Origin of the sequence: Sphingomonas sp. TREG-RG-20F-R18-01 (assembly GCF_022662475.1) — a bacterium.
In the GTDB taxonomy this organism is placed as follows: Bacteria; Pseudomonadota; Alphaproteobacteria; order Sphingomonadales; family Sphingomonadaceae; genus Sphingomonas.
Genome location: NZ_JAKNQQ010000001.1, coordinates 390307 through 415369, shown reverse-complemented (window position 1 = coordinate 415369; position 25063 = coordinate 390307). Strand labels below are relative to the sequence as shown.

Genomic DNA, 25063 nt, shown 5'->3' with positions numbered 1-25063 from the left:
CCACTTGAGTACGCACGAAGGAGATACCCATGAAATTCATCGCTTTGCTGTCTGCCGGCCTGATCGCTGCCAGCGCCCTCGCGCCGACCGGTGCCAGCGCCCAGGATCGGCATGATCGCCGCGACCGTGTCGTCACCCGGACCGTGCACGTCGACCGTCATCGCCCCGCCTACCGGTCGCGCCAGGTCTGCCGGATGGAGCGTCGCGATCATCGCCGCGTGCGCATCTGCCGGACGGTCCGCCGCTAAGGCCTCTTGATCCTTCCGCCCGACCCCGCCATAGGCAGCGCGGGAGTCGGGCGGACGTAGTCGTCGCCAACTTGGTCAGGGCCGGAAGGCAGCAGCCACAACGATTTCGCTGCGGGTCGTTCCGGCTCCCACCGCTGCCATGGCGTAGAGTGCTTGCTCCGCCGCAAACCTTACCCTTACATCGCGCGCGCTGCCGCTCTAGATAGACGGCAATGTCCGACTCCATCGATCCTCCCGGCTTCGACCTGGCCGCACCGCCGCAGCCCGTTGCCAAGGACGCGTATCGCGTCCTCGCACGCAAATATCGCCCGCAGACCTTTGCCGAGTTGATCGGGCAGGATGCGATGGTGACGACGCTTGGCAATGCGATCCGCCGCCAGCGGCTTGCGCATGCGTTCCTGCTGACGGGCGTTCGCGGTGTCGGCAAGACGTCGACCGCGCGGTTGCTGGCGAAGGCGCTCAACTGCATCGGCCCGGACGGAACGGGCGGCCCGACGATCGACCCGTGCGGCGTGTGCGAACCGTGCGTCGGGATCGCCGAGGGGCGGCACATCGACGTGATCGAGATGGACGCGGCGAGCCACACCGGCGTCGACGACATGCGCGCGGTGATCGACGCGTCGCGAATGACCGCGTTCGTCGCGCGCTACAAGATCTACATCATCGACGAAGTCCACATGCTGTCGAAGAACGCGTTCAACGCGCTGCTGAAGACGCTGGAGGAGCCGGCCGAGGGCGTGAAGTTCGTGCTCGCGACGACCGAGGTCAACAAGGTGCCGGTGACGGTGCTGTCGCGCTGCCAGCGGTTCGACCTGCGCCGCATCCCGGCGGAGAAGCTCGCGGACCATTTCGCGCGGGTGGTCGAGGCCGAGGGTGTTTCGGCGGAACCCGAGGCGCTCGGGCTGATCGCGCGCGCGGCGGAAGGTTCGGCGCGCGACGGCCTGTCGATCCTCGACCAGGCGATCGCGCATGCCGACATGGAAGGCGGGCAGGTCAATGCCGCCGCGGTGCGGGACATGCTCGGCCTGTCCGATCGCGGCGCGATCCGTGACATGATGGCGTTGCTGCTCGCGGGCGATGCGCTCGGCGCGTTGGCGGCGTTGCGGCGGCAATATGACCTCGGAGTCGATCCGCTGGGCGTGCTGCGCGGGTTGCTCGAGACGGTTCACGCGACGACGCTGGTCAAGCTGGGGGCCGCCGCCGAGGCGGGGCAGGCGACCGAGGAACGGACGGCATTGGAGGAATGGGGCGCGTCGTTGTCGTTCGCCGCGCTGCACCGCTTGTGGCAGTTGCTGCTCAAGGGGCATGAGGAGGTCGGGCGTGCCGCGCTGCCGATCGAGGCGTGCGAGATGGCGCTGTTGCGGCTGGTCCACGCATCGACGCTGCCCGATCCGGGCGAGCTGGCGCGGATGATCCAGAACGGTGCGCCGCCGGTCGTCGCAGCGCCCATCGCGCCCGCGCCTGCGCCGGGCGAGCCCGTCGCCGCCGCCATGCCGCAGTCGATCGAGGCGATCGTCACGTTGCTCGAATCGGCGGGCCAGCTCGCGCTCGCGTCGCGGCTCGTGCATCACGCCAGCATGATCAGCATCGTCGATGTCGAGCTGGTGCTGAGTTCGTCGCGGCCCTTGCCGAGCGACCTGATCGGCGAGCTTGGCGCGTCGCTCAAGCAGATTACCGGGCGGATGTGGCGGATCACCACCGCGCCGACCGTCGGCGCGCCGACGATCCGCGAGGCGGAAGCCGCAAGGCGCGAGGCGTTCAAGGCGGAAATTCTCGCGACCCCGGTGATCGCCGCGGCGCTTGAGGCGTTCCCCGACGCGAGCTTACCCGAAACCGAAATCGACCGCCTGTTGGCGGCGCAACGGAGCATGAGTGCATGAACAGTATCGAAGACATCATGGCGATGGCGCAGAACGTCCAGAACGAGCTGGCCAAGGCGCAGGACGGGCTCGACAAGATCGAGGTCGAGGGTGCTGCTGGCGGCGGGCTGGTCAAGGTTCAGGCCTCGGCCAAGGGCCGGATCATCGGGATCACCATCGACGAATCGCTGCTCCAGCCGAGCGAGAAGCAGATGGTCGAGGACCTCGTCGTCGCGGCGTTCAACGACGCCAAGGCGAAGGCGGATGCGGCATCGGGCGCGGAAATGGCCAAGATGACCAGCGGCATTCCGCTGCCGCCCGGCTTCAAGCTGCCGTTCTGAGGTCGGTTCGGCTCCGGAACTAACTGACGTTGCTTGTGTTCTTTCTCCAGGTGCAAAACAGGAGGATTGGCATGAGCGACAATGTGACAGAGACCCCCCACACGACCGTCATCGAACGCCGCGGGAGCGGGGCGGGGATTTTGATCGGGATCGTCCTGCTGATCGCGGTCGCCGTCGGGGCATTCTATCTGTTCAACCGCAGCCAGAATGACAACATCCGGACCGATGCGATTTCCGGCGCGGCCAAGGACGTCGGCGATAGTGCGAAGAAAGTCGGCGATAGCGCTCAGAAGGCGACCGACGGGAACTGAGTATGGTCGTTTCTTCCCCGGCCAGGGACTTTAGAAACTAGCGGTCTCGGTGCCTTACCCCCGCAAGCAGGAATCCAGCCCGTCGTTGCGGACGACGCCCACCCGCCGGGTGATGGCGTTCCCGTGACGGCGGGTGAACCCGCTCGGCGCGATCGCCGCGCGCTTCTTGGGCTGGGGGAAGACCGCCGCCATTCGACCTGCCTCGCTCGGCGTCAGATGTGATGCGTCATGGCCGAAATAGCGTTGCGCGCCGGCGTTGACACCGTACGTGCCGATCCCGGTTTCGGCGACGTTGAGATACACTTCCATGATCCGGCGCTTGCCCCAGATCGTCTCGATCAACACTGTGAAATAGGCTTCGAGCGCCTTGCGCACGTAACCGCCGCCCTGGATCAGGAAGACGTTCTTCGCCGTCTGCTGGCTGATCGTCGACCCGCCGCGAATGCGTCCGCCGCGGGCATTGCGCGCATAAGCGGTCTCGATCGCGCGCATGTCGAAGCCGTTGTGCTTGCAGAACCGCGAATCCTCGCCGGCGATCGCGGCGCGCGCCATGTTCGGGTCGATCCGCGAGAGCGGCATCCAGGATTTGTCGATGCCATGCCCGGCGATCGCGTCCCCGATCATGGTCAAGGTGATCGGGGGCGGCACGAAGCGGTACACTCCGACCATCACCAGCGACAGCACGACGAGGGCGAGCACGCCCTTCACGATCCATCCCAGCAGGCGGCGGGCACCCCCATTGGAGCGACCCGACCGGCGGGACGGGGCACGGCGGTTGCCGCCACGCGTATTGGACGATGAGTTGGTCTTTCGGCGTGCCATGACGCCGCTCTAGGAGGATCGGATCGGCACTGTCCAGCGCGCCGATCCGATCCGCCGATCAGGCGGCGACCAGCATCCGCTTGTCGCCTGCGATCCGCATCATCGCCTTTTGCAGTTTTTCGAAGGCGCGCACCTCGATCTGGCGGACGCGCTCACGGGAGACGCCATAGACCTGGCTCAGTTCCTCGAGCGTCTTGGGCTCGTCGGTCAGGCGGCGCTCGGTAAGAATGAACTTCTCGCGCTCGTTGAGGTCGTCCATGGCCGCAGTCAGCATGTCGTGCCGAACGTCGGCCTCCTGCGCCTCGGCGACCACCGTATCCTGCAGGGGGGAGTCATCCTGCAGCCAGTCCTGCCACTGGCCTTCGCCGTCCTCGCGCATCGGTACGTTGAGCGACGTATCGCCGCCCATCGCCATGCGCCGGTTCATGCTGGTCACCTCGGCCTCGGTGACACCGAGGTCCTTGGCGATCTTCGCGAGATGCTCCGGCGACAGATCACCATCCTCGAACGCGTCGAGCTTGGACTTCATCCGGCGCAGGTTGAAGAACAGCTTCTTCTGCGCGGCGGTGGTGCCCATCTTGACGAGGCTCCACGAGCGCAGGATGAATTCCTGGATCGAGGCGCGGATCCACCACATCGCATAGGTCGCGAGCCGGAAGCCCCGATCGGCCTCGAACTTCTTCACGCCCTGCATCAGGCCGATATTGCCTTCGGAGATCAGCTCGCTGACCGGAAGGCCATAGCCGCGATAGCCCATTGCGATCTTCGCCACGAGGCGAAGGTGCGAGGTGACGAGCTGCGCGGCGGCATCGGTGTCGCCATGTTCCTCGAAGCGTTTGGCGAGCATGTATTCCTGCTCGGGCGCGAGGATCGGGAATTTCTTGATCTCGGACAGATAGCGGTTGAGGCTCGCTTCGCCGCCGAGGGCGGGGATCGTCGCGGGGACGTTGCTGCGGGCTGCCATGGTCGTATCTCCCTTTTCGTAAGGCCGGGATCGCGCCGGGCGCGGCGGCCGTAGCCTATACTAGCAATGTATCGAACAGTTCCTGCATGTCGGCAGGCATTTCGCTGTCAAACGCCAGAACGTTACATTTGATCGGATGAATGAACCCCAAACGGGCGGCGTGCAACGCCTGTCGGCGGAAACCCAAGGTTTCCAGATCGCGTTTGTGAGCCTGCTTTGTTCTACCGTAAACCGGGTCGCCGAGCAAGGGATGCCCGAGCGAAGCCATGTGCACGCGGACCTGATGCGTCCGCCCGGTTTCGAGCCGGCACTCGACCAGCGCCGCCTCGCGTAACCGTTCGAGCGTGCTGTAATGCGTCACCGCGCGCTTGCCGCCCTGGACGATCGCGATCTTCTTGCGATTCTGCGGGCTCCGCGCGAGTGGCGCGTCCACCGACCCGGCAGGCGGGGCGGGGCGCCCCGAAACGATCGCCTTGTACCGCCGATCAATCGAGTGCGCCGCGAACTGCTTGGCGAGGCCGACATGCGCGCGATCGGTCTTGGCGGCGACCATCAGGCCGGATGTATCCTTGTCGATCCGGTGGACGATCCCGGGGCGTGCCACCCCGCCGATTCCCGACAGGCTGCCGCCGCAATGGTGAAGCAGCGCGTTGACGAGCGTCCCGTCCAGGTTTCCGGCAGCGGGATGGACCACCAGCCCGGCCTGCTTGTCGATCACGATCAGGTGTTCGTCCTCGAACACCACGGACAGCGCGATATCCTGTGCCTCGTTATGCGCCGGCGTCGGGTCGGGAACGACGATGCGGTACAGGCCGCCCGGAACCGCCTTGCTCGCGGGGTCGCGTCGGAGCGTGCCGGTCTCGTCGGTGACCTGTCCCGTCGAGATCAAGGCTTTCAGCCGTTCGCGCGAGATCGTCGGGAGCGCATCCGCCAGCGCACGGTCGAGCCGGAGTCCGGCTTCATCGGCGATTCGCGTCTCAATGGTGGAAACCCCCCGGTTCATCCTTTAGAATCTGGGAATGGCGGTGGAAATTTCAAGCACTCTGCAAGCGAGATTGCTAACCGCCGCGCAGGCGACCCCGGCTGTGGAGGTTTGCGGGCTATTGTTCGGCGACGAAACCACCGTCGTACGGGTCACGGCCTGCGCCAATGTCGCGGCAGACCCGGCCCGCGCGTTCGAGATCGATCCGGTCGCGCTGTTTGCGGCGCTGCGGGCCGAACGGGCCGGGGGCGCGCGCCTGATCGGATATTGGCACTCGCATCCGAACGGCAGCACGACCCCGTCGGTAACCGACGCCGCCCGCGCGGCCGCGGACGGCAAGATCTGGGTGATCGTCGCGGGCGGACGGATCGCGGCATGGCGCGCGACCGAGCAGGCGGGGGCTACCGGATTCGTCCCGGTCACGATCAGGGAGACACTGGCATGAACCGCACGATCCGCGCGGGGCTTCTCGGCCTTCTGTGGGCCGGGCTGGCGGTCGGCCTGACGGGCAGTATCGCATCGGTCGCCATCGGCGGGCAGACCGAGCGGGTGACCGCCAACGGGCTGACCTGCCCGCGGGCCGCGACGCGCGTCGAGCGGGCGATCTGCAACGACCCGAAACTCGTCCAGCAGGACACTCATATGGCGGCGGCTTACGCCGGACTGGTGCGCCACGCGCCAACGGCCACCCGTGCGGCGATCCTGCGCGATCAGCGCGCGTGGCTGGTCCGGCGCGATGCCTGCCGCGACACCGCCTGCGTCTCCAAGGCCTATGACGATCGCTCGACCGCCTTGTGGCAACAGCGCGAAAGCGTCGACCGCTGGCGTCGGCGCAACGTCGCGCGGGTCGGCCAGTGCGAAACGACCACGATCGAACAGATCGGTCCACGGCTCGGCGACGGCACGCGTCCGGACGACAGTGGCACGAGCATCACCTTCGCCAATGGTGTCCATCAGGTTTCCTACGACCGCGAACGCCCGATCGCGCGTTCGCGCCTCGGCGACCGCGCGCGGGTCTGCCTCGTCGCGCTGCCGCGCCATTGCCCGCCGGGGGATGATCGGGGGCGGTCCTATGCGGTCACCAACCTGCGGACCGGGGCGCGCTGGCGGCTGTTCAATTCGCAACATCTGTGCGGCGGCGCATGAAGGGGGCGACTCGCACCCGACATTTGGTTAAGCGGCCCGACGTGCGGCTTGCAGCGCGTAGCGTGCTGCGCCAAAGAAGCGCAAAGCTGGAGCCCAAGCGTTGACCATTAGCCCGACCGATTTTGCTAGCCTGCTGTGTTCGCGCCTGTGCCATGATCTGCTGAGCCCCGTGGGCGCGCTGAACAACGGCCTGGAATTGCTCGCGGACGAACATGATCCCGATATGCGGGCACGCTGTCTCGAACTGCTCGCGGACAGTGCCAAGGCTTCGGCGAACAAGCTGAAGTTCTTTCGTCTCGCATTCGGTGCGGCGGGCGGCTTTGGCGAATCGGTCGACTCGCGCGAAGCGCGCGCAGCGATTGAGGGGCTGTTCGGAGAGGGTCACAAGGTAAAGCTCGGCTGGCTGGTCGAGGATTCGACCCTTCCCAAGCCGGCGATCAAGGTGTTGCTAAACCTTGCGCTGATCGCCGGCGATGCGCTCGTGCGCGGCGGACAGCTCGATGTCGGCGCCGAGAACCATAATGGTCAGGTCGAGATCGTGGTACGCGCGGAGGGTTTGCGGATCGTGCTCGATTCCGAGATGCGGGCGGCGTTGACCGGCACCAGCGGCGACGCGGTCGTCACGCCGCGCGCGGCGGCGGCCTATCTCGTCCATGCGTTGGTCGCCGAGGGCGGCGGGGTCGTCCAGGTTTCCGCGCCGGACGATGCCGTATTGTTGTTCGGGGCTGCATTTAAAGCGGCTTAAATGACCCTTTAACCATTGGGGTCCCATGCAGTCGGCTGCCGCAAAGGCGGGGGCCCATGGACGATCTGCTACAGGAATTCATTGCCGAAACGCGCGAGACGCTGGAAGCGCTCTCGGGGGAGATCGTCGCGTGGGAATCCGCGCCCGATGACCGCGAGCGGCTCGATGCCATCTTCCGGTTCGTGCATACGGTGAAGGGAAGCTGCGGCTTCCTGGACCTGCCGCGGCTCGCCCGACTGAGCCATGCCGCCGAGGATGTGCTCGCAGCGGTGCGCGCGGGCGAGCGCACGCCCGACACCCGGCTGGTCAACGCCGTGCTGGCGATCGTCGACCGCGTCGGCGAGATCGTCGAGGCGATCGATGCCGGCCATGCGCTCGACGACACGGGCGAAGACCTGTTGATCGCGGCGCTCGACACCGGATCCGAAGCGATTGCCAGCAGCGCCGCCCCGGTGATGCGCGCGCCGACGCGCAGCGTGCGACTGAACGTCGATCTGCTCGACCGCATGATGAGCGGCATGTCGGACATGGTGCTCGCGCGGAACGAACTCGCGCGGCGGCTCCGGCATGAGGAGGTCGATCCGACGATCGAGGCCGCGCTGGAACGGCTGTCGCTGACCGTCGCCGAGATGCGCGATACCGTGACGCGCACGCGCATGCAGAAGATCGAGGCGCTGTTCTCCGCCCTGCCGCGCATGGTCCGCGACACCGCGGCCGAACTCGGCAAGTCGGTGACGCTGCACATGGAGGGGAGCGACGTCGAACTCGACCGCGAAATGATCGAGATGATGCGCGATCCGCTCGTCCACCTGATCCGTAATTCGATCGACCATGGGATCGAAGGTCCGGACGATCGGCGGGCACAGGGCAAGCGCGAGACCGGATGGCTCAACGTCGCCGCGCGCCAGTCCGGCAACCAGATCGTGATCGAGATCGCGGACGATGGCCGCGGGATCGATACCGCGCGGCTCGCAACCAAGGTCGTTGCTTCGGGACTGTACAGCGACGCCGAAGTCCGCGCGATGAGCGAGCAGGCGCGACTGGAACTGGTGTTCGCGCCCGGGCTGTCGACCAAGGACGAAGTCACGGCGATTTCCGGGCGCGGCGTCGGCATGGATGTCGTCCGCGCCAACGTCGAACAGATCGGTGGCCGGATCGAACTTTCGAATTCGCCGGGCCGGGGCCTGCGCATTTCGATCCACGTTCCACTGACGCTGTCGATCATGTCGACGATCGGCGTTGGCGTGCGCGACCAGCGGTTCGCCATTTCGCGGCAGACGATCGAGGAGATCGTGCGGGTCGGTGCCGAATCGATCCGCATCGACCGTCTCGGCGATACCGCGATGGCGACGGTGCGCGACCGGCGGATGCCGCTGGTCGATCTGGGCGACCTGCTCGGGTTCGGTGCATCCGAGCCAGTGATGCTGGTGATTGTCGGCGTTTCGGGCGGGTCCTATGCCCTCGCGGTCGATACGGTGCTCGATCATGAGGAACTGGTGGTCAAACCGGCCGCGCCGGCGGTGATGGCGACCAACGTCTACGCCGGGCAGACGCTGCCTGACAGCGGCCTGCCGATGCTGATGCTCGACTGCGCCGGTATCGCGCAGCTCGCCGGTCTCGTCTTTGCACGCGAGATCCTGACCGAAGAGGATGCGGTGGTCGCGACGCCGGGCGTGCAGGCGTTGCTGTTCGACGACCTCGATGGCGTCCGCCGGATCGTGCCGCTGTCGGTCATCGACCGGGTCGAGCCGGTGCCGTCCAGCGCGATCCGGCATGCAGCCGGCCGGCTGCGGTTGTCGGTCGAGGGCGCGATCATTCCGCTCGTGGCGCTGGGGCCGTGGGAGGGGCGGGCAAACGTGTCGGTGCTTCGCCTGCGCGACGGCACGGTCGAGCTCGGCTATGCGATCGCCGAAGCCCTGGATATCGTCGAGCTGCCGGAAACGGTGGTCGCCGCTCCGGTCAGCGGTCCGATCGCCGGCGTCGTCGCGATCGATGGCGACCAGATCGAAGTGATCGATCTCTTCTGGCTGTTCTCGACCCATGCCGATCCCGGGGCCGCCGCCGACGCACCCTTGTGCCTGTTGCAGGGCACCGACGCGGCGTGGCTGACGACATTCCTCAAGCCCGTGCTCGAGGCAGCGGGGTACCGTGCGACGACGTCGTTGCTGCCCGGCGAGCAGGCTGGGGTGGTGGTGACGATGGATCGGGAGTGTCCGGCCACGAGCGGGGGTGCGCCCGTGGTGCGGTTGCGGCGGGATGCCGAGAGCGACGGTGTCGACGGCAGCATCTTCCGCTACGACCGGCCCGGCTTGCTGGCCGCGCTTGCCAAATCTGCCGGAGGCCGCTGATGCCGTTGTTCCTGATCGCGCAGATTGCCGGGCGCACGGTCGCGATCGAATCGTCGCAAGTCGAGTCGGTCGTAGATATCGGGGCGATCATTCCCGTCCCGCGCGCCGAACGCCACGTGCGCGGGCTTGCCGCCCTGCGCAGCCGCGTGGTCACGGTGATCGAGACGCGCGCGGCGTTGGGGCTTCCGCCGGGGGACGGCAGCGCGATGCGCGCCGTCATCACCATCGTCGAAGGGCACCATTATGCCGTGCTCGTCGACGCGCTGGAGGACGTCGCAGCCTTCGACCTGGCGCCCATGTCTCCCGGGATCGTCCTCGACAAGGGATGGCCCGGCGTTGCCCGCGGGATCGTCGAGCGCGACAACGAGCCGATCCTGGCGATCGCGCTGGACGCGCTGATCCCTGCGGTCAGCCTCGTCGCGGCGTGAGCGATCTTTCGAAAAACCAATATTAACGTGACGCTTACGCATTTCGGGCAAAACCCGGTCAAGCGCATTGCACAACAGGGTGACCGCATGAAGACCTGCCTCGTCGTCGACGATTCGAAAGTGATCCGCAAGGTCGCGCGCCATATCCTGGAGACGCTCGATTTCCAGGTGAGCGAAGCTGGAGACGGGCGCGAGGCGCTTACCGCCTGCCTCGCGTCCGCACCCGACGTCATCCTGCTCGACTGGAACATGCCGGTCATGAGCGGCATGGATTTTCTTCGCGCACTCCGCGACAGTTCGATCCCGACCCGGCCCAAGGTGGTGTTCTGCACGACCGAAAACGGCATGGCGCACATCCGCGCCGCGATCGAGGCGGGCGCGGACGAATATGTGATGAAGCCGTTCGATCGCGAGACGCTGGAAAGCAAATTACAGATCGTGGGCATGGCCTGACGGGCGGGCGAAGGGTGCCGAGTTCAGCGCACCCGCAATCGCCCCTGCATGCTCCTGCACGATTTTCCGGCGTCGTCCCTCGCGATGCCTCCTTTCCTTGCGTCATTGCGAGTTTCAGCATGTCCGAAGGCGATCCCTCTCCAAGCGTCCTGATCGTCGATGATTCCGTCGTCGCGCGCGCCATGATCGCGCGCGCGATCGAACAGGGCGGGCGGTTCGGGGTGGCCGGGGCCGTGCCGCACGCGGCGGCCGCGCTTGCCTTTCTGCGCGAGCGGCGGGTGGACGTCATCGTGCTCGACATCGAGATGCCGGGGGTCAGCGGGCTGGTTGCGCTTCCCGACCTGATCGCGGCCGGACACGGGGCCAAGGTGCTGGTCGTCTCCTCCATCGCCAGCGACGGTGCGGCGGCGACGATCGAGGCGCTGGCGCAGGGGGCGGCGGACACCCTGGTCAAACCGGACATCGGCGATTTCGCCGGGCGCTTCTCGGGGGCATTGGTCGAAAAGCTCGACCGCCTGCTCGCCGCCGAAGACCAACTGGCCGACCATCCCGCGACGGCGACGCCAGACGCCACGCCGACGAGCGTGGGCAAGGGGTTCGACGTCGTCGCGATCGGGGCGTCCACCGGCGGTATCCATGCGCTGAGCCAAGTGCTGCGCGAAGTGCCGGCGTCCTTCCCGGTGCCGATCCTGGTCACCCAGCATCTGCCCGCGTCGTTCATGCCCTATTTCGCCGCGCAACTCGCGACCATTGCCGGGCGGCCGTGCGACGTCGCGAGCGACCACCTGCGGATCCGTCCGGGCCGCATCATCGTCGCCCCCGGGGATGCGCACATGCGGGTCGCACGGACGCCGGACGGCGGGGCGATCCGCCTGAGTACCGAAAGCGTGAAGAACGGCTGCATGCCTTCGGTCGACCCGATGTTCGACAGCGTCGCCGAAGTGTACGGGAACCGGGCGCTCGGGATCGTGCTCAGCGGCATGGGGCGCGACGGGTCCGAGGGCGCATGCACCATCGTCGCGCGTGGGGGCAGCATCGTCGTCCAGGATCGGGCGAGTTCGGTCGTCTGGGGGATGCCCGGGGCGATCGCCAAGTCGGGCCATGCGGCGGCCGTGTTGACCCCGGTCGAGATCGGAAAGCTGATCGCCAAGCGTCGTCGTCCGGCCTGATGTCCAGCGTTCCAGAAAGTACCAACAGTCGAATGCCTCTCCTCGAATCCCACAGCAAGGGCGTGATGGTCGCGCTCAATACCCTGCTCGAATCGCGCACCGGCCAGCAGCTGGCGGCGAACCGCGAATGGCGGATCGAGACCGCGTTGAAGCCGCTGCTGCGCGATCTCAAGCTGGCAACCCTCGACGATCTGGTCGAGGCGGTTCGGCGCTCGCCCGAGATCGCCGATCAGGCGGTCGATGCGCTGCTCAACCAGGAAAGCTCGTTCTTCCGTGATGCCGCGGTGATCGAGCTGGTGGCGGAGGCGGTGGCGACATTGCGCGCCGAGCAAGGCCAGCGCCGCGTGCGGATCTGGTCGGCGGGCTGTTCGGTCGGGCAGGAGCCGCTGTCGCTGGCGATGCTGTTCGCGGAACAGGAGGCGCTGGGGGAAACCATGCCCCCCGATATCGTCGCGACCGACGTGTCCGAGGCGGCGCTGACCCGTGCACGGGCAGGGCGCTACACCCATTTCGAGATCCAGCGCGGGCTGCCGATCCGCCGCATGATGCGCTGGTTCGACCAGCAGGCCGAGGACTGGGTCGCCAAGCCCGAGCTCGTTCGACGGATCGCGTTCCGGCGGATCAACCTGGTGGCGGACCCGTTGCCCGTCGGGCGGTTCGACGTGATCCTGTGTCGCAATGTGCTGCTCTACCTGCCACCGGACTTGCGCCGCCGCGTGCTCGACCGGTTTGCGACCGTGATCCGGCCGGGCGGCCTGCTCGTCCTGGGTGCGGGCGAGACGGTCATCGGCCAGACCGAGGCGTTCCGGCCAAGTCCCCGGTATCGCGGACTCTATGAAGCGGTGCCAGCGGGCGTCTGACGGGGTTTCGCCGCAGCCCGGACCGTGCTTAAGCTGGCAACCGGCTCGCGGAGGGGACAGGCCCATGAACATCATCGATACACCTTCGCCGAATTTCGACGCGCGATCGTTACCCGTGTCGATCATCGTGCTGCACTATACCGGCATGCAGACGGCGCAGGCCGCGATCGATCGGCTGCGCGATCCCGAAGCCAAGGTCTCGGCCCATTATCTCGTCGCCGAGGACGGGCAGATCCTGCGGATGGTCGCCGAGGACCAGCGTGCCTGGCATGCGGGCAAGTCGCGCTGGCGGGGCATCGAGGACGTCAACAGCGCCAGCATCGGGATCGAGATCGTCAATCCCGGACATGAATTCGGCTACCGCCCCTTCATGGAAGAGCAGATCGACGCGGTCGTGCGGCTCGTCGCCGACATTACCGAGCGCCACCGCATTACGCGCGGCAACGTCGTCGGCCATTCGGACATTGCGCCGACTCGCAAGCAGGACCCGGGTGAACTGTTCCCGTGGAGCCGGCTCGCCAAGGTCCGGCTTGCACTGCCGCGCCCGACCAAGGGGTTGATGGACCCGATGTGGACCGATGCCGGGTTCCTCGTGGCGCTCGAGCGCTTCGGTTACGACGTGACCGACAAGCTCGCCGCGGTGGTCGCGTTCCAGCGCCGCTTCCGACCCGAACTCATCGACGGCGTGATCGACGGGGAGTGCCGTAGCATCCTGCTCGCGCTGCTGCTGCCCAAACCGACCGGGGACGACGGATAGGCTTTGCCGTTGCGGTAATTCGCGCTAGGGGCGTCGCAGCCAGAGGGTCGGGCGGCCGCGGGTATCTTCGGATACGCGAGGAAAGTCCGGGCTCCGCGAAACGACGGTGCCGGGTAACGCCCGGCGGGGGTGACCCCAGGGACAGTGCCACAGAGAGCAGACCGCCGATGTCCCCTTTCGATGCGAATCGGCAAGGGGAACAGGCAAGGGTGAAAGGGTGCGGCAAGAGCGCACCGCGCGCCTGGTAACAGGGGCGGCATGGCAAACCCCACCGGGAGCAAGATCGAATAGGGGCGGCAAGGGACTTCGGTCCCGGGGCTTCGTTTCAGCCAGTCGCCCGGGTTGATTGCTTGAGGCGGCGCGCAAGCGTCGTCCTAGAGGAATGGTCGCCTAACCCCGTCATAACGGTGGGGTGGACAGAACCCGGCTTACAGACCCTCTGGCGCGTTTCTGACACTGATCGCTTTAATTCACAGCGGTTTCACAAAAGCGTCATGGCGCTAACGCGCTTCGATGCTTAGATGGCACGCTATGGCGCGTTCCTCCTCCCGATCGGTCGACTGGGGCTTTCCCCGCTGGCGCGCTTACGGCGAAGCCAGCACGGAAGCCGCCACGATCCGTCTCTGCGACCGCCACGGTTGCACCCAGAAGGGCGATTGTCCCGCGCCCAAATCCCCCAACAGCCCCGAGCGCTGGTACTTCTGCCAGGAGCATGCCGGCGAATATAACCGTGGGTGGAATTACTTCGAGGGCCTGAGCGCCGAGGAAGCCGCGGAGCGCGAACGCGCCGAGACGCAAACCGCCGAGGGCTATACCGAGTCGCGCCATCATCAATGGGCAGGGCCCGGCGACGGCAGCCGTTCGCGCGACGAGATCCGCGCGCTCGAGGTGCTCGAGCTCGAGGTCGATGCTGATTTCGAGACGGTTCGCATCGCGTGGCGCCGGCTCGCCAAATCGAATCATCCCGATGTCCGTCCGGGAGACAAGGAGGCCGCGGCGCGCTTTCTCGCCATCCAGGCTGCGTACGACGTGCTCAAGGCGGCGGAAGACCAGCGGACGTGGAAGCCGGACGCTTGAAGACCGTTCGCTCGGACTGGGCCGATACGGTGCTGGTCTGCAAGAAATGTTCGAAGAAGCTCGACGGCGGGTTCGGGTCGAAAGGGAAGACGCCACTGGCCAAGGCGTTGCGCGAGGCCCTGGGGGTTCGCAAGGGCCGCAAGGGGGCGCTGGGGATCATCGAGGTGAAATGCCTCGGGATCTGTCCGCGCGGCGCGGTGACGGTGGTGACTGGGCATGCACCGGGCGACTGGGCGCTGGTGACCGATGGCGCGCCAATCGCCCAGGTCGTACGCGACCTCGGGCTGGGGCCACGGCCCGCGCCGGACGGGCAAGACGGCTGACCCGTTCCCGCCACCGCGGCACAAGCCGGGGCGACGGGATGGCGTTCAGCTGGTCGCGAACAACTTGGTCCCCACGACGCCGACGATGATTAGCGCGATGAACCCCATCTGCGGCACGTTCAGCTTTTCGCCGAACAGGATGACACCGAAGATGGTGACTCCGACCGCACCGAGCCCGGTCCAGACGGCATAGGCAGTGCCGGCAGGCAGGCCGCGCATCGCAAGTGCGAGCAACCCCATATTGACGAAACTGAGCGTGATGGGGACGGCGGCGGCCAGCACGCCACCCTGCGTTGCGGCCCATTTCAGGCTGAGTGCCCACATGATTTCAGTAACCACGGCGATGCCGAGGATGAGCCACGCCATGCGCGATCTCCTTGTGTAACGGGCTCTGACGGGAAAGCGGCTGCCGGAAACCCGAAAGAGGCGCGCGCGATGGGCGGCCGGATAGAGGCCGTGGGGTGATTTGTCCACCGTTGGCGACCATGCGCCCTGAAACCATCCATTCGACCGCTGTCGCGCTCAAACCGATTGGCGTCGTGCGAATCCTTGTGTAGCGCGCGCACCGCGACCTTCGAATGCGGCTGAAGCGGCGGGTTCGAGCGGGCGCGCCTTCTCCAGCACGGCACACGACATGACCACCATTTCTCACAACTGGCATCGGTTCGACGGCGGGCTTGGCGTCGTGCTCCGTGGCGACGCGCCGATCACGCGAATCCAGATCTTCGGGCAGCGCTGCAGCGGAACCAACGTCGTAGCGCAGACCCTGGCAACCAACCTGCCCGGCGCGCGGGTGACCGACGAATTCGGGCACAAGCATTGGTTCGTCCCGCCGCAGACGCTGTTTCCCAAGGACACGCTGACCCTCGTGGTCGCGCGTGATGCGTTCGACTGGGCGCGCAGCCTGCATCGCCAGCCGTGGCATGCCCACCCCACGCTGAAGGCCAAGCCGTTCGACGCGTTCGTCCGGAGCGAATGGTACAGTTGCTGGGACGAGCATGTCGACCATATCGAGCCCGGCCATCCGCTGCTGGGAACCGAGATGTTGCACGAGCGCGACCCCGAGACGGGCGCGCGCTTTGCCAATTGCATCGCCAAACGCACCGCGAAGTTGCGGCACTGGGCGGCGCTACCGGCGCGCGCGCACAACGTCGCGCTGGTCAGCTATGATGCGTTCGTGCGGGCACCCGAGCAGTTGGTCCAATCGATCGCCGCCGCCACCGGCATCGCGCCGGCCGCGCACTTCGCGCCCGTTTCGAGCTACAAGGGGCAGGGGCATTTTCGATATGCCCCGCAACGTTATGCCGATCTGTGCCCGGAGGACGTTGCGCATATCGAGCGCTGGCTCGACCCCGCCGTCGAGGCGCAATATGGGTTGAGCGCGGCCTATGCCGACGCGCATTGAACGCCGGGCCTCGATCCCGCGCGGCAATGGGCGGTCGTTCAGCCGGTCGCGTAGCGTGCCGCTGTTTCCCGGATCAGCGCGATCATGTTGGGGATGCCCTGGGTGCGGTTGGAACTCAGCTGCTTGCTGAGATCGAACGGTGCCAGCTGCTGCGGAATGTCGGTCGCTAGGATCGCCGAGGCCGGTTGATCCTGCACCGCCAGAAGCACCAGCGCGATGATCCCCTTGGTGATCGCCGCGTTCGAATCCGCGAGAAAGTGCAGCGTGCCGTCGTCGCGCGCCATCGGATAGACCCACACCGATGCCGAACACCCGCGCACCAGCGTCGCATCGGTCTTGAGGGGGTCGGGCATCGGCTCGAGCTCGCGGCCGAGGTCGATCAGGAGGCGGTAGCGGTCGTCCGCCTCCAGGAAGCTGTATTCGGTTTCGATGTCGGCGAGGCTTTGCATGCAGGCGCTATAGGCGGGGTGGGCGGCGTTCGTCACCCTTGGTTTGCGAGAGTTTCGCGCTGCACGGCCGCTGCCGGCCCCTTATGGGAGGGGTGCGGGAGCCTGCGCCCGGGAACGGGCGAGCCGGTCTGCCCGCGCTTACAGATCCACCCCGGCGGCGATCGCCTCCAGCTTGCGGATCCGCTCCTTGAGGTCGGCGATCTCGATCCGGGCGCTGGCATTGGGCAACGCGGGGCCGCCATTCGCCTCGCCCACCGCATGCAGCTGTTCCAGCTTGAACGAGAGCCAGCCACGCCAGCCGGTCAGCAGCGCGTAGGTGAGCATCGCAAGCCCCATAAGCGCGGTGGCGGCGAGCGTGATGGTGACATTCGGGTCAGTCATGATCCCTGCTCCTGCCAGGATGGTCATGGACGGTCGCGCAGCTTCTCGATCTCGCGATCGAGGCGGGCGCTGCTGTCTTCTTTGTCGGTCGCGAGCCGTTCGAGCACTGCGATCCGCTCCTTGAGCGCGCGGATTTCCTCGCGCTGGCGCTGTGTGTCGGCGCTGTCTTGCGTCGGCTGGCCCTCGATCCGGTCGGCCGCCCTGTAGCGGGCCTGGACGATCTTGCCGACGACCGCGACCAGCACGATCAGCACGACCATCATTTCTCCACCGTTCATAACACTCTCCCTTGTGATAGTCGGGCGGTCAGCCCTGGGTGGCCTGACGTGCCGCGCGGGCTGCGCGGCGGCGGGGGCGATCGATGCTTTCGGTCGCCCAGCAACATCCCGCCGTTACGACGGCGAGCACTCCGAGAAAGATGATCATGATAACCTCTGGGGAAGAAAGGGTTGATGGGTCAGTTCAGGTTGGTGTCGCGCAACCGCTCGATCTCGAGCGAGAGGTCCACGCCGCGGTCGGTGATGATGCGTTCCAGGACCTGGACCCGCTGTTCGAGCCGTTCGGTGTGGGCGGCATATTGCGCGGCCTTCTCGGCGACCATCGTCGCCTCGATCACGAGCCGCCGCTCCTTATAGGCAAGCCAGGGGCGGACGATGACGCCACCGACGACGGCGACCATGCCGACGCAAATGCCCAGGATCGGAATGAGAAAGACGACGTCGGGGGTCATGCTCGGTCCTTTCCGGTTCAGCGCAGTGCGTCGATTTCGCGCGAGACCCGCTCGGCCGGGTCGGTCGCGATCCGTTCGAGGACCGCGAGGCGCTCCTCCAGACGACTGACCTGGCCGTGCAGCTTGTCGTTCTCGGCCTTCAGCAGGTCGACCTGGCGGATGGTGCTGAGGTCGCCTTCGCGTCCGACCAGACGACCGTCCTTGCCCTCGAGCGGATAGCCATGCTTGGCGCGCATGTAGTTGCTGATGGTCCACCCCAGCGGACCGACGGTGATCGCGGCGAGCGGGATCAACAATCCCAATGAATGGCTCATGATATTTTCCCTGTTTGCCCCAAGTGATGCCAATCGCGGTACGGTCGCGTCCGTGCGGTTCAGCGCAGGCTGTCGATCTCGTCGGCGAGGCGGCTGTTGCGGCTGGTGTACATGACCTCGATGTCGGCAAGCCGGCGGTCGATGTCGCGGAACTTGGAGCGGACCTCGGCGGTCGAGCGCGTCGGATTGGTGCGGACACCCTGCCAGAAGCGCTCGTCATCGGCGCTGTCGTACAGGCCGAGCGGCTTCTTCTCGGCGACGCAGGCGATGACGATATAGGCGACCAGCACCCAACCGCTGGTGGCGAGGGTCAACAGCGCGGTGCCGACCCGGACCCAGGTAACGTCGATCCCGGTGTAGTCGGCGATCCCGGCGCAGACGCCGAGCCATTTGCCGTTCTGCTTGTCGAGGTAATATTTGGTGCGGCTGGCGGACATTTCAGTTCCTCCGGGTGATGTCGTAGGACGGGGTTGGGTGAGACGGGTTGGGAAAGGATGGGGCGGCCGGCTCCGCGAGCGGCATGCTCACGCGCCATTCGGGATGATCGGCGGCGATGATCCGTTCGACCGTCCCCAGTCGGTCTTCCAGCCGGCGAGCGAGCGAGTAAAGCTCGTCGAGCAGCTTCTCGTCCTCATTGGTGATCTTTGGCGCCTGCTTCCATTTGGTAATATAGTGTAGGATGATCCAGGGCATGCCAATGAAGATGGCTGGGATAACGACGATCGGGACAAGGATGTCTTCCATCAGCCGTCCCTTCCGAAGCGAGCCTTCATCGCGGCGAGTTCGGCTTCCACCTTCTCGCTCGACTTGAGCTCGGCAATCTCTTCCTCGAGCGTCTTGGGCGGGGCGCCCATTCCGGCGACGTCGGCGCGGCCCTCGGCCATATCGACGCGGCGTTCCATGACCTCGAAGCGGCTGAACGCGTCCTGCATCCGCGGACCATTGTACATCTCGCGCAGCTTGAAGCGATTCTGCGCGCTTTCGAAGCGAGTCGCGATCGAATTCTGGCGGGTGCGCGCCTCGCGGAGCTTGCCGGTCAGCTTGGCGATGTCCTCCTCCGAGGCGCGGAGCGATTCATCGAGCACTGTGATTTCGCCGTCGAGTTGCGCGGCCATGTCGGCGGCCTTCTGCTTTTCGACCAGTGCCGCCTTGGCGAGATCCTCGCGGCCCTTCGACAGAGCGAGCTCGGCCTTTTCGGTCCAGCTTTCCTGGAGGCTGCCCAGCTTGTTGATGTGTCGGCGCATTTCCTTCTGGTCCGCGATCGTGCGGGCGGCGGAGGCGCGGACTTCGACCAGCGTTTCCTCCATCTCCAGGATGATCATGCGGATCATCTTCGAAGGGTCTTCGGCCTTGTCGAGCAGATCGGTGAAATTGGCGGCGATGATGTCGCGGGTTCGGCTGAAGATGCCCATTATGATACTCCTTGGGAAATTTCGGATTTTTCGCGGTCAGGCCTGATACGGGGCGCTGACCGTGGAAACGGTGGCCATCGCCGGGCCGACCGTGCCAGCCAGCGCGACCGATCCGACGAGGACGGTGGCGACGAGGGCGACGAGCAGCTGTGGGATCGAGGTGCGGTTCTTATACTGGCTGTCCATTGTGCTTCTCCCTGTTCGTGTCCGGTGCCCCGTGGGGCGATGCCAGAAGCGTTGCAGGGAGTGTGCCAACTGCCGGAATGGCGGAATTGCGAGGCTTTCTGCCAGATGAACGAGAAGGCGCTTGCCAAGGCTTGGGACTTTACGCCAAGCCTTGGGAATGGAGCGAGTCAGCCAGGTCATCGGACAATCGGGGGCATTTCTCGACGCGCTCGAACTCGCGAGCCGCGCAGCCGCGCTCGACCGTCCGGTACTGGTGATCGGCGAGCGCGGGACGGGCAAGGAACTGGTCGCCGAGCGCCTCCACCGCTTGTCGCCGCGATGGGACCAGCCGCTGGTCATCATGAATTGCGCGGCCCTGCCCGAGACGCTGATCGAGGCCGAACTGTTCGGGCATGAAGCGGGCGCGTTCACCGGCGCGACCAAGGCGCGGGCAGGGCGGTTCGAGGAGGCACATCGCGGGACGCTGTTCCTCGACGAACTCGGCACGCTGTCGATGGCAGCGCAGGACCGGCTGCTGCGCGCGGTCGAATATGGCGAGGTCACGCGGATCGGGTCGTCGCGGCCGATGCGGGTCGACGTGCGGATCGTGGCGGCGACCAACGAGCATCTGCCCGACAAGGTCGCGTGTCATCAGTTTCGCGCGGATCTGCTCGATCGGTTGAGTTTCGAAGTGGTAACGCTCCCGCCGCTGCGCGCGCGCCGGGACGACGTGATGGTGCTTGCCGAGCATTTCGGTCGGCGCATGGCGGCGGAACTGCACCGCGACGACTGGCTCGGCTTCACCAAGGCGGCAGAGGCGCAACTGATCGCCTATGCATGGCCGGGCAACGTCCGCGAACTGCGCAACGTGGTCGAGCGCGCGGTGTACCGGTGGGATCTCGATGCCCCGATCGATGCGATCCAGTTCGATCCGTTCCAGTCGCCGTATCGGCCGGCGACGCCGATGGCGACGCTACCGAACGATCCGGTGCCGACCGCGTCCACCGCACCGGCTACCGCAGCGCCGCCTTCACCGATGGTCCCTTGTGATGACGGCAAGCCGATGGATTACAAGGCGCGGCTGGCGCGGTTCGAATGCGAGATGCTCCAGACCGCCTTGGGGGAGAACCGCTTCAACCAGCGCGCGACCGCGGAAGCGCTGGGGCTCAGCTACGATCAATTGCGCCACGCACTGAAGCGCCACGGACTGATTTCGGGCGCTTCTTCCGAATCGGTTGCGTAACGAGCGGGCCGGACCCATTTCGGCCAAGCGACGTTAGGGTGAGCGACCCCGTCATTACCAAAGGAGAAGAGCCATGGCTTTCGAACTTCCCCCGCTGCCGTATGCCTATGACGCGCTGGAGCCGACGATCTCGAAGGAGACGATGACGTTCCACCACGACAAGCATCACGCTGCCTATACCAACAAGCTCAACGAAGGCGTCGCGGCCGATCCCAAGCTCGAGGGCAAGTCGATCGAGGATATCCTCGGGATGATCTCGACGCTGCCGCCGCTCGTCCGCAACAATGGCGGCGGGTTCTGGAACCACGACTTCTTCTGGAAGATCATGGCACCGGCCGGCACGACCAAGCCGTCAGGCGCGCTCGCCGAGGCGATCGACGCTTACGGTGGCCTCGACAAGCTCAAGGAAGATTTCAACACAAAGGGTGCGGGCCAGTTCGGTTCGGGCTGGGCGTGGGTGATCAAGGATTCGTCGGGCGCGCTCAAGGTCGTCTCGACGCCCAACCAGGACAACCCGCTGATGGACGATGCCAAGGACAAGGGCACCCCGATCCTCGGCAACGACGTGTGGGAGCACGCCTATTACCTGACGTACATGAACGACCGTCCGGGTTATCTGAAGGCCTGGTGGGACGTCGTGAACTGGGACGAGGCGGGCAAGCGTTTCGACGGCGCAAGCGCCTGATCGTGCAGGGGTGAAAACGCAGTTGCATAAAACGCACGCGTTAACGCTCACATTGCAGTTGATCTGAATCGCGCTGCACTGCACAAAGAGTGTGCCTTTCAGGCATCCTCTCCTAAAACTTTCAAGGCCGGTCGAAAGACCGGCCCTTTTTTTTGTCGAAACGCCTGCTATGGTTCGCGTGCTGTCGTAGCGCCGGACATAAAAGAGAAACGCGGGACGAGGAACGCCGCCGGAAAGACCGGCAACGGCGACACGATTGCCGGGGGATCGAGCAGGTAATGCTCTCCCCCGCGATTTCCTTCTGATTATTTTAGCTGATTCACTTCCCCGGCGAAGGCCGGGGCCCAGTAGTGAGGACGGAGATAGCGGGCGACTGCCCTTCGTTTCGTTCACCTTCGCTACTGGGCCCCGGCCTTCGCCGGGGAAGTATTTAGAAGAAAACCGGTATCGCGAATCACTCGACCGGGGGGACCGGCGGTTCTTCGCCCATCTGGAAGCCATGCTTCATCAGCATCGGCACGTTGGCGAAGGCAAAGATCAGTGTCAGCGGAATTACCCCCCACAGCTTGAACCCGAGCCAGAAGCTGTAGCTGAACTCGTGCCGCACCACCTCGTTCAGCACGGCGAGGAACGCAAAGAACGCCGCCCAGTTGATCGTCAGCTTGCGCCATCCGGTTTCGTTCAACCCGGGATAGGCCGAATCGAGAAACAGGCTCAGCAGTGGCCGGCCCGTGACCAGCCCGAACACCAGGATTGCCGACAGCATGACGTAGATGATCGTCGGCTTGATCTGAATGAAATTCTTGTCGTGGAAATACAGCGTCAACCCGCCGAACACGAGCACCAGTGTGCCGGTCATCCACAGCATCGGGGAGATGCGACCGGATTTGACCAGCGAGTAGATCATCGCCGCGACGCTCGCGATCATGAACGCCGCGGTCCCCGCGATGAGCTTTGCGGTATCGAACCCCGGCGCAAGGAAATTGACGAGGAAGAAGATCGCGATCGGGCCGATGTCGACCGCGAGGCGCTGGCCCGCGGAGAGCGGCGGTTTGGGCGGAAGGGCTTGGGTGGAGGTCATTTGCGGACCCCTTCCACGCCGGCGATGATCCGCGCAACCTCGTTCGCGTCGAACGGGCGCAGATCCCCTATGCCTTCGCCGACGCCGATCGCATGGATCGGCAGGCCGTATTTCTCCGCTGCCGCGACCAGCACGCCGCCGCGCGCGGTGCCGTCGAGCTTGGTCATGACGAGGCCCGTGACCCCCGCCGATTCCCTGAAAACCTCGATCTGGTTGAGCGCATTTTGCCCGGTGGTCGCATCGAGCACGAGCAATACGTCATGCGGCGACTCGACGTTGAGGCGGCCGAGCACGCGACGGATCTTGGACAGTTCGTCCATGAGTTCGCGCTTGTTCTGGAGCCGGCCCGCGGTGTCGACGATCAGCACGTCGATGCCGGTGGCGGTCGCCTGCTTGACCGCTTCGTAGACGATCCCCGCCGCGTCGCCGCCTTCCTTGCCGCTGATGATCGGCACGCCCGCGCGCTCCGCCCAGGTCGCCAGCTGCCCGATCGCCGCCGCGCGGAACGTGTCGCCCGCCGCGAGCATCACGCCGTAATCCTGTTCCTTGAGCAAATGCGCGAGCTTGGCGATCGTGGTGGTCTTGCCCGAGCCGTTGACGCCGATAACCAGGATGACGTGCGGGCGCGGGAAGCCGGTGATCTCGAGCGGGACCGCGACGGTGTCGAGCGACTTCTCGATTTCCTCGGCGACGACGAGGCGGATGCCGAGCTCCTCCATGTCGCGCTCGAACACACCGGTCGACAGGCGGCGGCGGATTCGCGCGGCGGTCTCGGGGCCGAGGTCGGAGGCGATCAGCGCTTCCTCGATCTCGTCGAGCGTCGCGGTGTCGAGCGGGCCGGTGCCGAGCCCGGCGAGATTGCCGATCAGCCGGTCGGAGGTGCGCTTGAACCCGCCGAGGAGTTTGTCGTGCCAGCTTGGGGTCATGCGAGGGTCTCTTGTGAAAATGCTTGCTGCTGTTTTTGCTGTTGCTGCTGCTGCTGTTGCTTCCCCGGCGAAGGCCGGGGCCCAGGAGCGATGTCAGAGGTTGGAGAGGATGGCGCTTCGTTACCGGCGTCTCGCGACTGGGCCCCGGCCTTCGCCGGGGAAGCGGGAATGGGGGAAGCAAAAAGCGTGTTTCCGTCGCTCCCGGTGATCCGGACGCGCTGAACAGATCCGACCGCAAGCGTCTCGAACCGCGCCTCGGCGAAGCTGCCGATATGCCCGCGATCGCCCGGGCGTTCGACCAGCACCGCCTGCGTCGAGCCGATCAGCCCGTCCAGCCAGGCCGCCTTGCGCACCGCCGCCGCCTCACGCAGCAGCGCAGCACGCCGCTTCCGCTCGGGCACGGGCACCGCGGGCATCCGTGCGGCGGGGGTGCCGTCGCGTTCGGAATAAGGGAAGATATGCGCGTGGACGATGTCGCAATCGTCGATCAGCGCGCGCGTGTCCGCGAACATCGCATCGTCCTCGGTCGGGAAGCCCGCAATCAGGTCCGCGCCGATCGCGATCTCAGGGCGTGCAGTCTTCAGCCGTTCGACCAAAGCGACGCTGTCGGCGCGCGCATGGCGGCGCTTCATCCGCTTGAGGATCAGGTCGTTCCCCGCCTGGAGCGACAGATGGACATGCGGCATCACCCGCGCTTCCTGTGTCAGCAACGCGAAAAGCCGGTCGTCGATCTCGACCCCGTCGAGCGATGACAGCCGCAACCGTTCGAGCGCAGGGACATGCCGCAGGATCCGTTCGACCAGCAGACCTAGGCTCGGCGCACCGGGAAGGTCGGGGCCGTAGCTCGTCAGATCGACGCCGGTCAGCACGACCTCGCGGTGCCCGCCGTCGACGAGGCCTGCGACCTGATCAATCACCGCGCCCGCCGGGATCGATCGGCTGTTGCCGCGGCCATAGGGGATGACGCAGAAGGTACAGCGATGGTCGCACCCATTCTGCACCTCGACGAAGGCACGCGCGTGGGTTGCGAACACCGCGGACAATTGCGGCGCGGTCTCGCGTGCGGAAAGGATGTCGCCGACCATGACGGCGTCGTTCGCGGTCCAGGCGGCTGGCGACCGTTTCTCGACGTTTCCGAGCACACGGTCCACCTCGGGCATCGCGGCGAAACTCGCAGGATCGATCTGCGCGGCGCATCCGGTGACGACGATCTGCGCATCGGGGCGATCGGCGCGGGCGCGGCGGATCGCCTTGCGGGTTTCGGCAACCGCGCCATTGGTGACGGCGCAGCTGTTGACCACGACCGTATCCCCGTCGCCCGCGAGCGCGCGAATCGCTTCGCTCTCGGCGATATTGAGACGGCAGCCGAGGCTGATGATCTGCGGGGAAGGCATGGCCGCGATCTAGGGGTGGTGGGGTACGAAGTCCATGTATCTGCT

The 25063-nt window shown here is 66.0% G+C and carries 34 protein-coding genes and 2 other RNA genes; 20 read left to right on the top strand and 16 right to left on the bottom strand.

Features of this window, described 5'->3' with window-relative positions; translation table 11 throughout:
• Positions 1–29 precede the first annotated feature (29 nt).
• From L8K25_RS02040 to L8K25_RS02020, 5 genes are all read left to right on the top strand, one after another.
• Positions 30–248 carry a hypothetical protein gene (locus tag L8K25_RS02040; protein WP_242137256.1) on the top strand — a complete coding sequence of 73 codons (219 nt, stop codon included), beginning with the start codon at positions 30–32 and terminating at the stop codon, positions 246–248.
• Between the two features lie 38 nt (positions 249–286).
• Positions 287–384, top strand: an RNA gene (gene ffs, locus L8K25_RS02035) — signal recognition particle sRNA small type.
• Between the two features lie 76 nt (positions 385–460).
• A complete protein-coding gene (locus L8K25_RS02030; protein ID WP_242137255.1) occupies positions 461–2128 on the top strand; it encodes a DNA polymerase III subunit gamma/tau in 1668 nt (555 codons plus the stop codon).
• Positions 2125–2448, top strand: coding sequence for a YbaB/EbfC family nucleoid-associated protein (locus L8K25_RS02025; protein ID WP_010164225.1), 324 nt, complete (start codon positions 2125–2127; stop codon positions 2446–2448). The genes L8K25_RS02030 and L8K25_RS02025 overlap by 4 nt, the downstream gene beginning before the upstream one ends.
• 71 nt (positions 2449–2519) lie before the next feature.
• The gene (locus tag L8K25_RS02020) at positions 2520–2759 is read left to right on the top strand and encodes a hypothetical protein (protein ID WP_242137254.1); all 240 of its coding nucleotides are present in this window, start codon (positions 2520–2522) and stop codon (positions 2757–2759) included.
• Positions 2760–2813: 54 nt separating this feature from the next.
• Here L8K25_RS02020 and mtgA read toward each other — a convergent pair whose 3' ends face one another.
• From mtgA to L8K25_RS02005, 3 genes are read right to left on the bottom strand one after another with little or no spacing between them, the layout of a single operon-like run.
• On the bottom strand, positions 2814–3581 hold the full coding sequence (gene mtgA / locus L8K25_RS02015; protein WP_242137253.1) for a monofunctional biosynthetic peptidoglycan transglycosylase: 768 nt from the start codon (positions 3579–3581) through the stop codon (positions 2814–2816).
• A gap of 58 nt (positions 3582–3639) precedes the next feature.
• Positions 3640–4545 (bottom strand): RNA polymerase sigma factor RpoH, encoded by a 906-nt coding sequence (gene rpoH / locus L8K25_RS02010; protein WP_131529175.1) that lies wholly within the window; start codon positions 4543–4545, stop codon positions 3640–3642.
• Positions 4546–4600: 55 nt separating this feature from the next.
• Positions 4601–5548, bottom strand: a complete 948-nt coding sequence (locus tag L8K25_RS02005; protein ID WP_242137252.1) for an RluA family pseudouridine synthase — start codon at positions 5546–5548, stop codon at positions 4601–4603.
• A gap of 16 nt (positions 5549–5564) precedes the next feature.
• Between L8K25_RS02005 and L8K25_RS02000 the strand changes: the two genes are divergently transcribed.
• From L8K25_RS02000 to L8K25_RS01945, 12 genes are all read left to right on the top strand, one after another.
• On the top strand, positions 5565–5972 hold the full coding sequence (locus L8K25_RS02000; protein WP_347341134.1) for a M67 family metallopeptidase: 408 nt from the start codon (positions 5565–5567) through the stop codon (positions 5970–5972).
• Positions 5969–6673, top strand: coding sequence for a lysozyme inhibitor LprI family protein (locus L8K25_RS01995; RefSeq protein ID WP_242137250.1), 705 nt, complete (start codon positions 5969–5971; stop codon positions 6671–6673). The genes L8K25_RS02000 and L8K25_RS01995 overlap by 4 nt, the downstream gene beginning before the upstream one ends.
• Before the next feature lie 100 nt (positions 6674–6773).
• The gene (locus tag L8K25_RS01990; RefSeq protein WP_242137249.1) at positions 6774–7418 is read left to right on the top strand and encodes a histidine phosphotransferase family protein; all 645 of its coding nucleotides are present in this window, start codon (positions 6774–6776) and stop codon (positions 7416–7418) included.
• Positions 7419–7474: 56 nt separating this feature from the next.
• The gene (locus L8K25_RS01985; protein WP_242137248.1) at positions 7475–9766 is read left to right on the top strand and encodes a chemotaxis protein CheA; all 2292 of its coding nucleotides are present in this window, start codon (positions 7475–7477) and stop codon (positions 9764–9766) included.
• On the top strand, positions 9766–10194 hold the full coding sequence (locus tag L8K25_RS01980; RefSeq protein WP_242137247.1) for a chemotaxis protein CheW: 429 nt from the start codon (positions 9766–9768) through the stop codon (positions 10192–10194). Before L8K25_RS01985 ends, L8K25_RS01980 begins: the two co-directional genes overlap by 1 nt.
• A gap of 87 nt (positions 10195–10281) precedes the next feature.
• Positions 10282–10647: a response regulator gene (locus tag L8K25_RS01975; protein WP_010164213.1), complete on the top strand. Its 366-nt coding sequence runs from the start codon at positions 10282–10284 to the stop codon at positions 10645–10647.
• Positions 10648–10766: 119 nt separating this feature from the next.
• Positions 10767–11816 carry a chemotaxis-specific protein-glutamate methyltransferase CheB gene (gene cheB, locus L8K25_RS01970; protein WP_242137246.1) on the top strand — a complete coding sequence of 350 codons (1050 nt, stop codon included), beginning with the start codon at positions 10767–10769 and terminating at the stop codon, positions 11814–11816.
• 65 nt (positions 11817–11881) lie between these two features.
• A complete protein-coding gene (locus L8K25_RS01965) occupies positions 11882–12676 on the top strand; it encodes a protein-glutamate O-methyltransferase CheR (RefSeq protein ID WP_242137874.1) in 795 nt (264 codons plus the stop codon).
• A 64-nt stretch (positions 12677–12740) separates the two neighbouring features.
• Positions 12741–13433 (top strand): N-acetylmuramoyl-L-alanine amidase, encoded by a 693-nt coding sequence (locus tag L8K25_RS01960; RefSeq protein ID WP_242137245.1) that lies wholly within the window; start codon positions 12741–12743, stop codon positions 13431–13433.
• 39 nt (positions 13434–13472) lie between these two features.
• Positions 13473–13880, top strand: an RNA gene (gene rnpB / locus L8K25_RS01955) — RNase P RNA component class A.
• An 84-nt stretch (positions 13881–13964) separates the two neighbouring features.
• Positions 13965–14510: a J domain-containing protein gene (locus L8K25_RS01950; protein WP_242137244.1), complete on the top strand. Its 546-nt coding sequence runs from the start codon at positions 13965–13967 to the stop codon at positions 14508–14510.
• Positions 14507–14833, top strand: a complete 327-nt coding sequence (locus L8K25_RS01945; RefSeq protein WP_242137243.1) for a hypothetical protein — start codon at positions 14507–14509, stop codon at positions 14831–14833. The genes L8K25_RS01950 and L8K25_RS01945 overlap by 4 nt, the downstream gene beginning before the upstream one ends.
• A gap of 45 nt (positions 14834–14878) precedes the next feature.
• On the opposite strand, the gene L8K25_RS01940 is transcribed toward L8K25_RS01945, so the two are convergent.
• A complete protein-coding gene (locus L8K25_RS01940) occupies positions 14879–15199 on the bottom strand; it encodes a multidrug efflux SMR transporter (RefSeq protein ID WP_242137242.1) in 321 nt (106 codons plus the stop codon).
• Between the two features lie 268 nt (positions 15200–15467).
• Here L8K25_RS01940 and L8K25_RS01935 point away from each other — a divergent pair, with 268 nt between their 5' ends.
• Positions 15468–16238, top strand: coding sequence for a hypothetical protein (locus L8K25_RS01935; RefSeq protein WP_242137241.1), 771 nt, complete (start codon positions 15468–15470; stop codon positions 16236–16238).
• 38 nt (positions 16239–16276) lie between these two features.
• On the opposite strand, the gene L8K25_RS01930 is transcribed toward L8K25_RS01935, so the two are convergent.
• The 9 genes from L8K25_RS01930 to L8K25_RS01890 form a co-directional block, all read right to left on the bottom strand.
• Complete coding sequence (locus L8K25_RS01930; protein WP_242137240.1) at positions 16277–16687, bottom strand: SufE family protein; 411 nt, start codon at positions 16685–16687, stop codon at positions 16277–16279.
• Positions 16688–16825: 138 nt separating this feature from the next.
• A complete protein-coding gene (locus tag L8K25_RS01925) occupies positions 16826–17068 on the bottom strand; it encodes a hypothetical protein (protein WP_242137239.1) in 243 nt (80 codons plus the stop codon).
• A 23-nt stretch (positions 17069–17091) separates the two neighbouring features.
• Positions 17092–17346 carry a hypothetical protein gene (locus L8K25_RS01920; protein ID WP_242137238.1) on the bottom strand — a complete coding sequence of 85 codons (255 nt, stop codon included), beginning with the start codon at positions 17344–17346 and terminating at the stop codon, positions 17092–17094.
• Between the two features lie 179 nt (positions 17347–17525).
• Complete coding sequence (locus tag L8K25_RS01915) at positions 17526–17798, bottom strand: hypothetical protein (RefSeq protein ID WP_242137237.1); 273 nt, start codon at positions 17796–17798, stop codon at positions 17526–17528.
• A 17-nt stretch (positions 17799–17815) separates the two neighbouring features.
• A complete protein-coding gene (locus tag L8K25_RS01910; protein ID WP_242137236.1) occupies positions 17816–18112 on the bottom strand; it encodes a hypothetical protein in 297 nt (98 codons plus the stop codon).
• A 59-nt stretch (positions 18113–18171) separates the two neighbouring features.
• Positions 18172–18549, bottom strand: a complete 378-nt coding sequence (gene pspC, locus L8K25_RS01905) for an envelope stress response membrane protein PspC (RefSeq protein WP_242137235.1) — start codon at positions 18547–18549, stop codon at positions 18172–18174.
• Position 18550: 1 nt separating this feature from the next.
• A complete protein-coding gene (gene pspB / locus L8K25_RS01900; RefSeq protein WP_242137234.1) occupies positions 18551–18856 on the bottom strand; it encodes an envelope stress response membrane protein PspB in 306 nt (101 codons plus the stop codon).
• A complete protein-coding gene (pspA, locus tag L8K25_RS01895; protein ID WP_242137233.1) occupies positions 18856–19524 on the bottom strand; it encodes a phage shock protein PspA in 669 nt (222 codons plus the stop codon). Before pspA ends, pspB begins: the two co-directional genes overlap by 1 nt.
• Positions 19525–19560: 36 nt before the next feature.
• Entirely contained in the window at positions 19561–19710 is a 150-nt protein-coding gene (locus L8K25_RS01890; RefSeq protein ID WP_242137232.1) for a DUF677 domain-containing protein, read from the bottom strand.
• A 157-nt stretch (positions 19711–19867) separates the two neighbouring features.
• On the opposite strand from L8K25_RS01890, the gene pspF reads away from it, so the two are divergent.
• Complete coding sequence (gene pspF / locus L8K25_RS01885; protein WP_242137231.1) at positions 19868–20932, top strand: phage shock protein operon transcriptional activator; 1065 nt, start codon at positions 19868–19870, stop codon at positions 20930–20932.
• Positions 20933–21005: 73 nt separating this feature from the next.
• Positions 21006–21617 (top strand): superoxide dismutase, encoded by a 612-nt coding sequence (locus tag L8K25_RS01880; RefSeq protein WP_242137230.1) that lies wholly within the window; start codon positions 21006–21008, stop codon positions 21615–21617.
• Between the two features lie 454 nt (positions 21618–22071).
• Here L8K25_RS01880 and L8K25_RS01875 read toward each other — a convergent pair whose 3' ends face one another.
• Genes L8K25_RS01875 through mtaB form a run of 3 tightly spaced genes read right to left on the bottom strand, consistent with a single transcriptional unit; the run spans position 22072 to position 25018 of the window.
• Positions 22072–22698 (bottom strand): inner membrane-spanning protein YciB, encoded by a 627-nt coding sequence (locus L8K25_RS01875; protein WP_242137229.1) that lies wholly within the window; start codon positions 22696–22698, stop codon positions 22072–22074.
• Entirely contained in the window at positions 22695–23624 is a 930-nt protein-coding gene (gene ftsY / locus L8K25_RS01870; protein WP_242137228.1) for a signal recognition particle-docking protein FtsY, read from the bottom strand. Before ftsY ends, L8K25_RS01875 begins: the two co-directional genes overlap by 4 nt.
• Positions 23621–25018, bottom strand: a complete 1398-nt coding sequence (mtaB, locus tag L8K25_RS01865; RefSeq protein WP_242137227.1) for a tRNA (N(6)-L-threonylcarbamoyladenosine(37)-C(2))-methylthiotransferase MtaB — start codon at positions 25016–25018, stop codon at positions 23621–23623. The genes ftsY and mtaB overlap by 4 nt, the downstream gene beginning before the upstream one ends.
• Between the last annotated feature and the right edge of the window lie 45 nt (positions 25019–25063).

Excerpts from the sequence above, each read along its gene's own strand:
- L8K25_RS02020 (WP_242137254.1), top strand. The coding sequence starts at position 2,520 with ATGAGCGACAATGTGACAGAGACCCCCCACACGACCGTCATCGAACGC.
- L8K25_RS02000 (WP_347341134.1), top strand. The coding sequence starts at position 5,565 with ATGGCGGTGGAAATTTCAAGCACTCTGCAAGCGAGATTGCTAACCGCC.
- pspF (WP_242137231.1), top strand. The coding sequence starts at position 19,868 with ATGGAGCGAGTCAGCCAGGTCATCGGACAATCGGGGGCATTTCTCGAC.
- mtaB (WP_242137227.1), bottom strand. The coding sequence starts at position 25,018 with ATGCCTTCCCCGCAGATCATCAGCCTCGGCTGCCGTCTCAATATCGCC.
- L8K25_RS01925 (WP_242137239.1), bottom strand. The coding sequence starts at position 17,068 with ATGACTGACCCGAATGTCACCATCACGCTCGCCGCCACCGCGCTTATG.
- L8K25_RS01995 (WP_242137250.1), top strand. The coding sequence starts at position 5,969 with ATGAACCGCACGATCCGCGCGGGGCTTCTCGGCCTTCTGTGGGCCGGG.
- ftsY (WP_242137228.1), bottom strand. The coding sequence starts at position 23,624 with ATGACCCCAAGCTGGCACGACAAACTCCTCGGCGGGTTCAAGCGCACC.
- L8K25_RS01940 (WP_242137242.1), bottom strand. The coding sequence starts at position 15,199 with ATGGCGTGGCTCATCCTCGGCATCGCCGTGGTTACTGAAATCATGTGG.
- L8K25_RS01975 (WP_010164213.1), top strand. The coding sequence starts at position 10,282 with ATGAAGACCTGCCTCGTCGTCGACGATTCGAAAGTGATCCGCAAGGTC.
- L8K25_RS01910 (WP_242137236.1), bottom strand. The coding sequence starts at position 18,112 with ATGAGCCATTCATTGGGATTGTTGATCCCGCTCGCCGCGATCACCGTC.
- pspC (WP_242137235.1), bottom strand. The coding sequence starts at position 18,549 with ATGTCCGCCAGCCGCACCAAATATTACCTCGACAAGCAGAACGGCAAA.
- L8K25_RS01980 (WP_242137247.1), top strand. The coding sequence starts at position 9,766 with ATGCCGTTGTTCCTGATCGCGCAGATTGCCGGGCGCACGGTCGCGATC.
- cheB (WP_242137246.1), top strand. The coding sequence starts at position 10,767 with ATGTCCGAAGGCGATCCCTCTCCAAGCGTCCTGATCGTCGATGATTCC.
- L8K25_RS01960 (WP_242137245.1), top strand. The coding sequence starts at position 12,741 with ATGAACATCATCGATACACCTTCGCCGAATTTCGACGCGCGATCGTTA.
- L8K25_RS01880 (WP_242137230.1), top strand. The coding sequence starts at position 21,006 with ATGGCTTTCGAACTTCCCCCGCTGCCGTATGCCTATGACGCGCTGGAG.
- L8K25_RS01935 (WP_242137241.1), top strand. The coding sequence starts at position 15,468 with ATGACCACCATTTCTCACAACTGGCATCGGTTCGACGGCGGGCTTGGC.
- L8K25_RS02030 (WP_242137255.1), top strand. The coding sequence starts at position 461 with ATGTCCGACTCCATCGATCCTCCCGGCTTCGACCTGGCCGCACCGCCG.
- L8K25_RS01950 (WP_242137244.1), top strand. The coding sequence starts at position 13,965 with ATGGCGCGTTCCTCCTCCCGATCGGTCGACTGGGGCTTTCCCCGCTGG.
- L8K25_RS01985 (WP_242137248.1), top strand. The coding sequence starts at position 7,475 with ATGGACGATCTGCTACAGGAATTCATTGCCGAAACGCGCGAGACGCTG.
- L8K25_RS01890 (WP_242137232.1), bottom strand. The coding sequence starts at position 19,710 with ATGGACAGCCAGTATAAGAACCGCACCTCGATCCCACAGCTGCTCGTC.
- L8K25_RS01875 (WP_242137229.1), bottom strand. The coding sequence starts at position 22,698 with ATGACCTCCACCCAAGCCCTTCCGCCCAAACCGCCGCTCTCCGCGGGC.
- rpoH (WP_131529175.1), bottom strand. The coding sequence starts at position 4,545 with ATGGCAGCCCGCAGCAACGTCCCCGCGACGATCCCCGCCCTCGGCGGC.
- pspB (WP_242137234.1), bottom strand. The coding sequence starts at position 18,856 with ATGGAAGACATCCTTGTCCCGATCGTCGTTATCCCAGCCATCTTCATT.
- mtgA (WP_242137253.1), bottom strand. The coding sequence starts at position 3,581 with ATGGCACGCCGAAAGACCAACTCATCGTCCAATACGCGTGGCGGCAAC.
- L8K25_RS01915 (WP_242137237.1), bottom strand. The coding sequence starts at position 17,798 with ATGACCCCCGACGTCGTCTTTCTCATTCCGATCCTGGGCATTTGCGTC.
- L8K25_RS01920 (WP_242137238.1), bottom strand. The coding sequence starts at position 17,346 with ATGAACGGTGGAGAAATGATGGTCGTGCTGATCGTGCTGGTCGCGGTC.
- L8K25_RS01965 (WP_242137874.1), top strand. The coding sequence starts at position 11,882 with ATGGTCGCGCTCAATACCCTGCTCGAATCGCGCACCGGCCAGCAGCTG.
- L8K25_RS02040 (WP_242137256.1), top strand. The coding sequence starts at position 30 with ATGAAATTCATCGCTTTGCTGTCTGCCGGCCTGATCGCTGCCAGCGCC.
- L8K25_RS01930 (WP_242137240.1), bottom strand. The coding sequence starts at position 16,687 with ATGCAAAGCCTCGCCGACATCGAAACCGAATACAGCTTCCTGGAGGCG.
- L8K25_RS02005 (WP_242137252.1), bottom strand. The coding sequence starts at position 5,548 with ATGAACCGGGGGGTTTCCACCATTGAGACGCGAATCGCCGATGAAGCC.
- L8K25_RS02025 (WP_010164225.1), top strand. The coding sequence starts at position 2,125 with ATGAACAGTATCGAAGACATCATGGCGATGGCGCAGAACGTCCAGAAC.
- pspA (WP_242137233.1), bottom strand. The coding sequence starts at position 19,524 with ATGGGCATCTTCAGCCGAACCCGCGACATCATCGCCGCCAATTTCACC.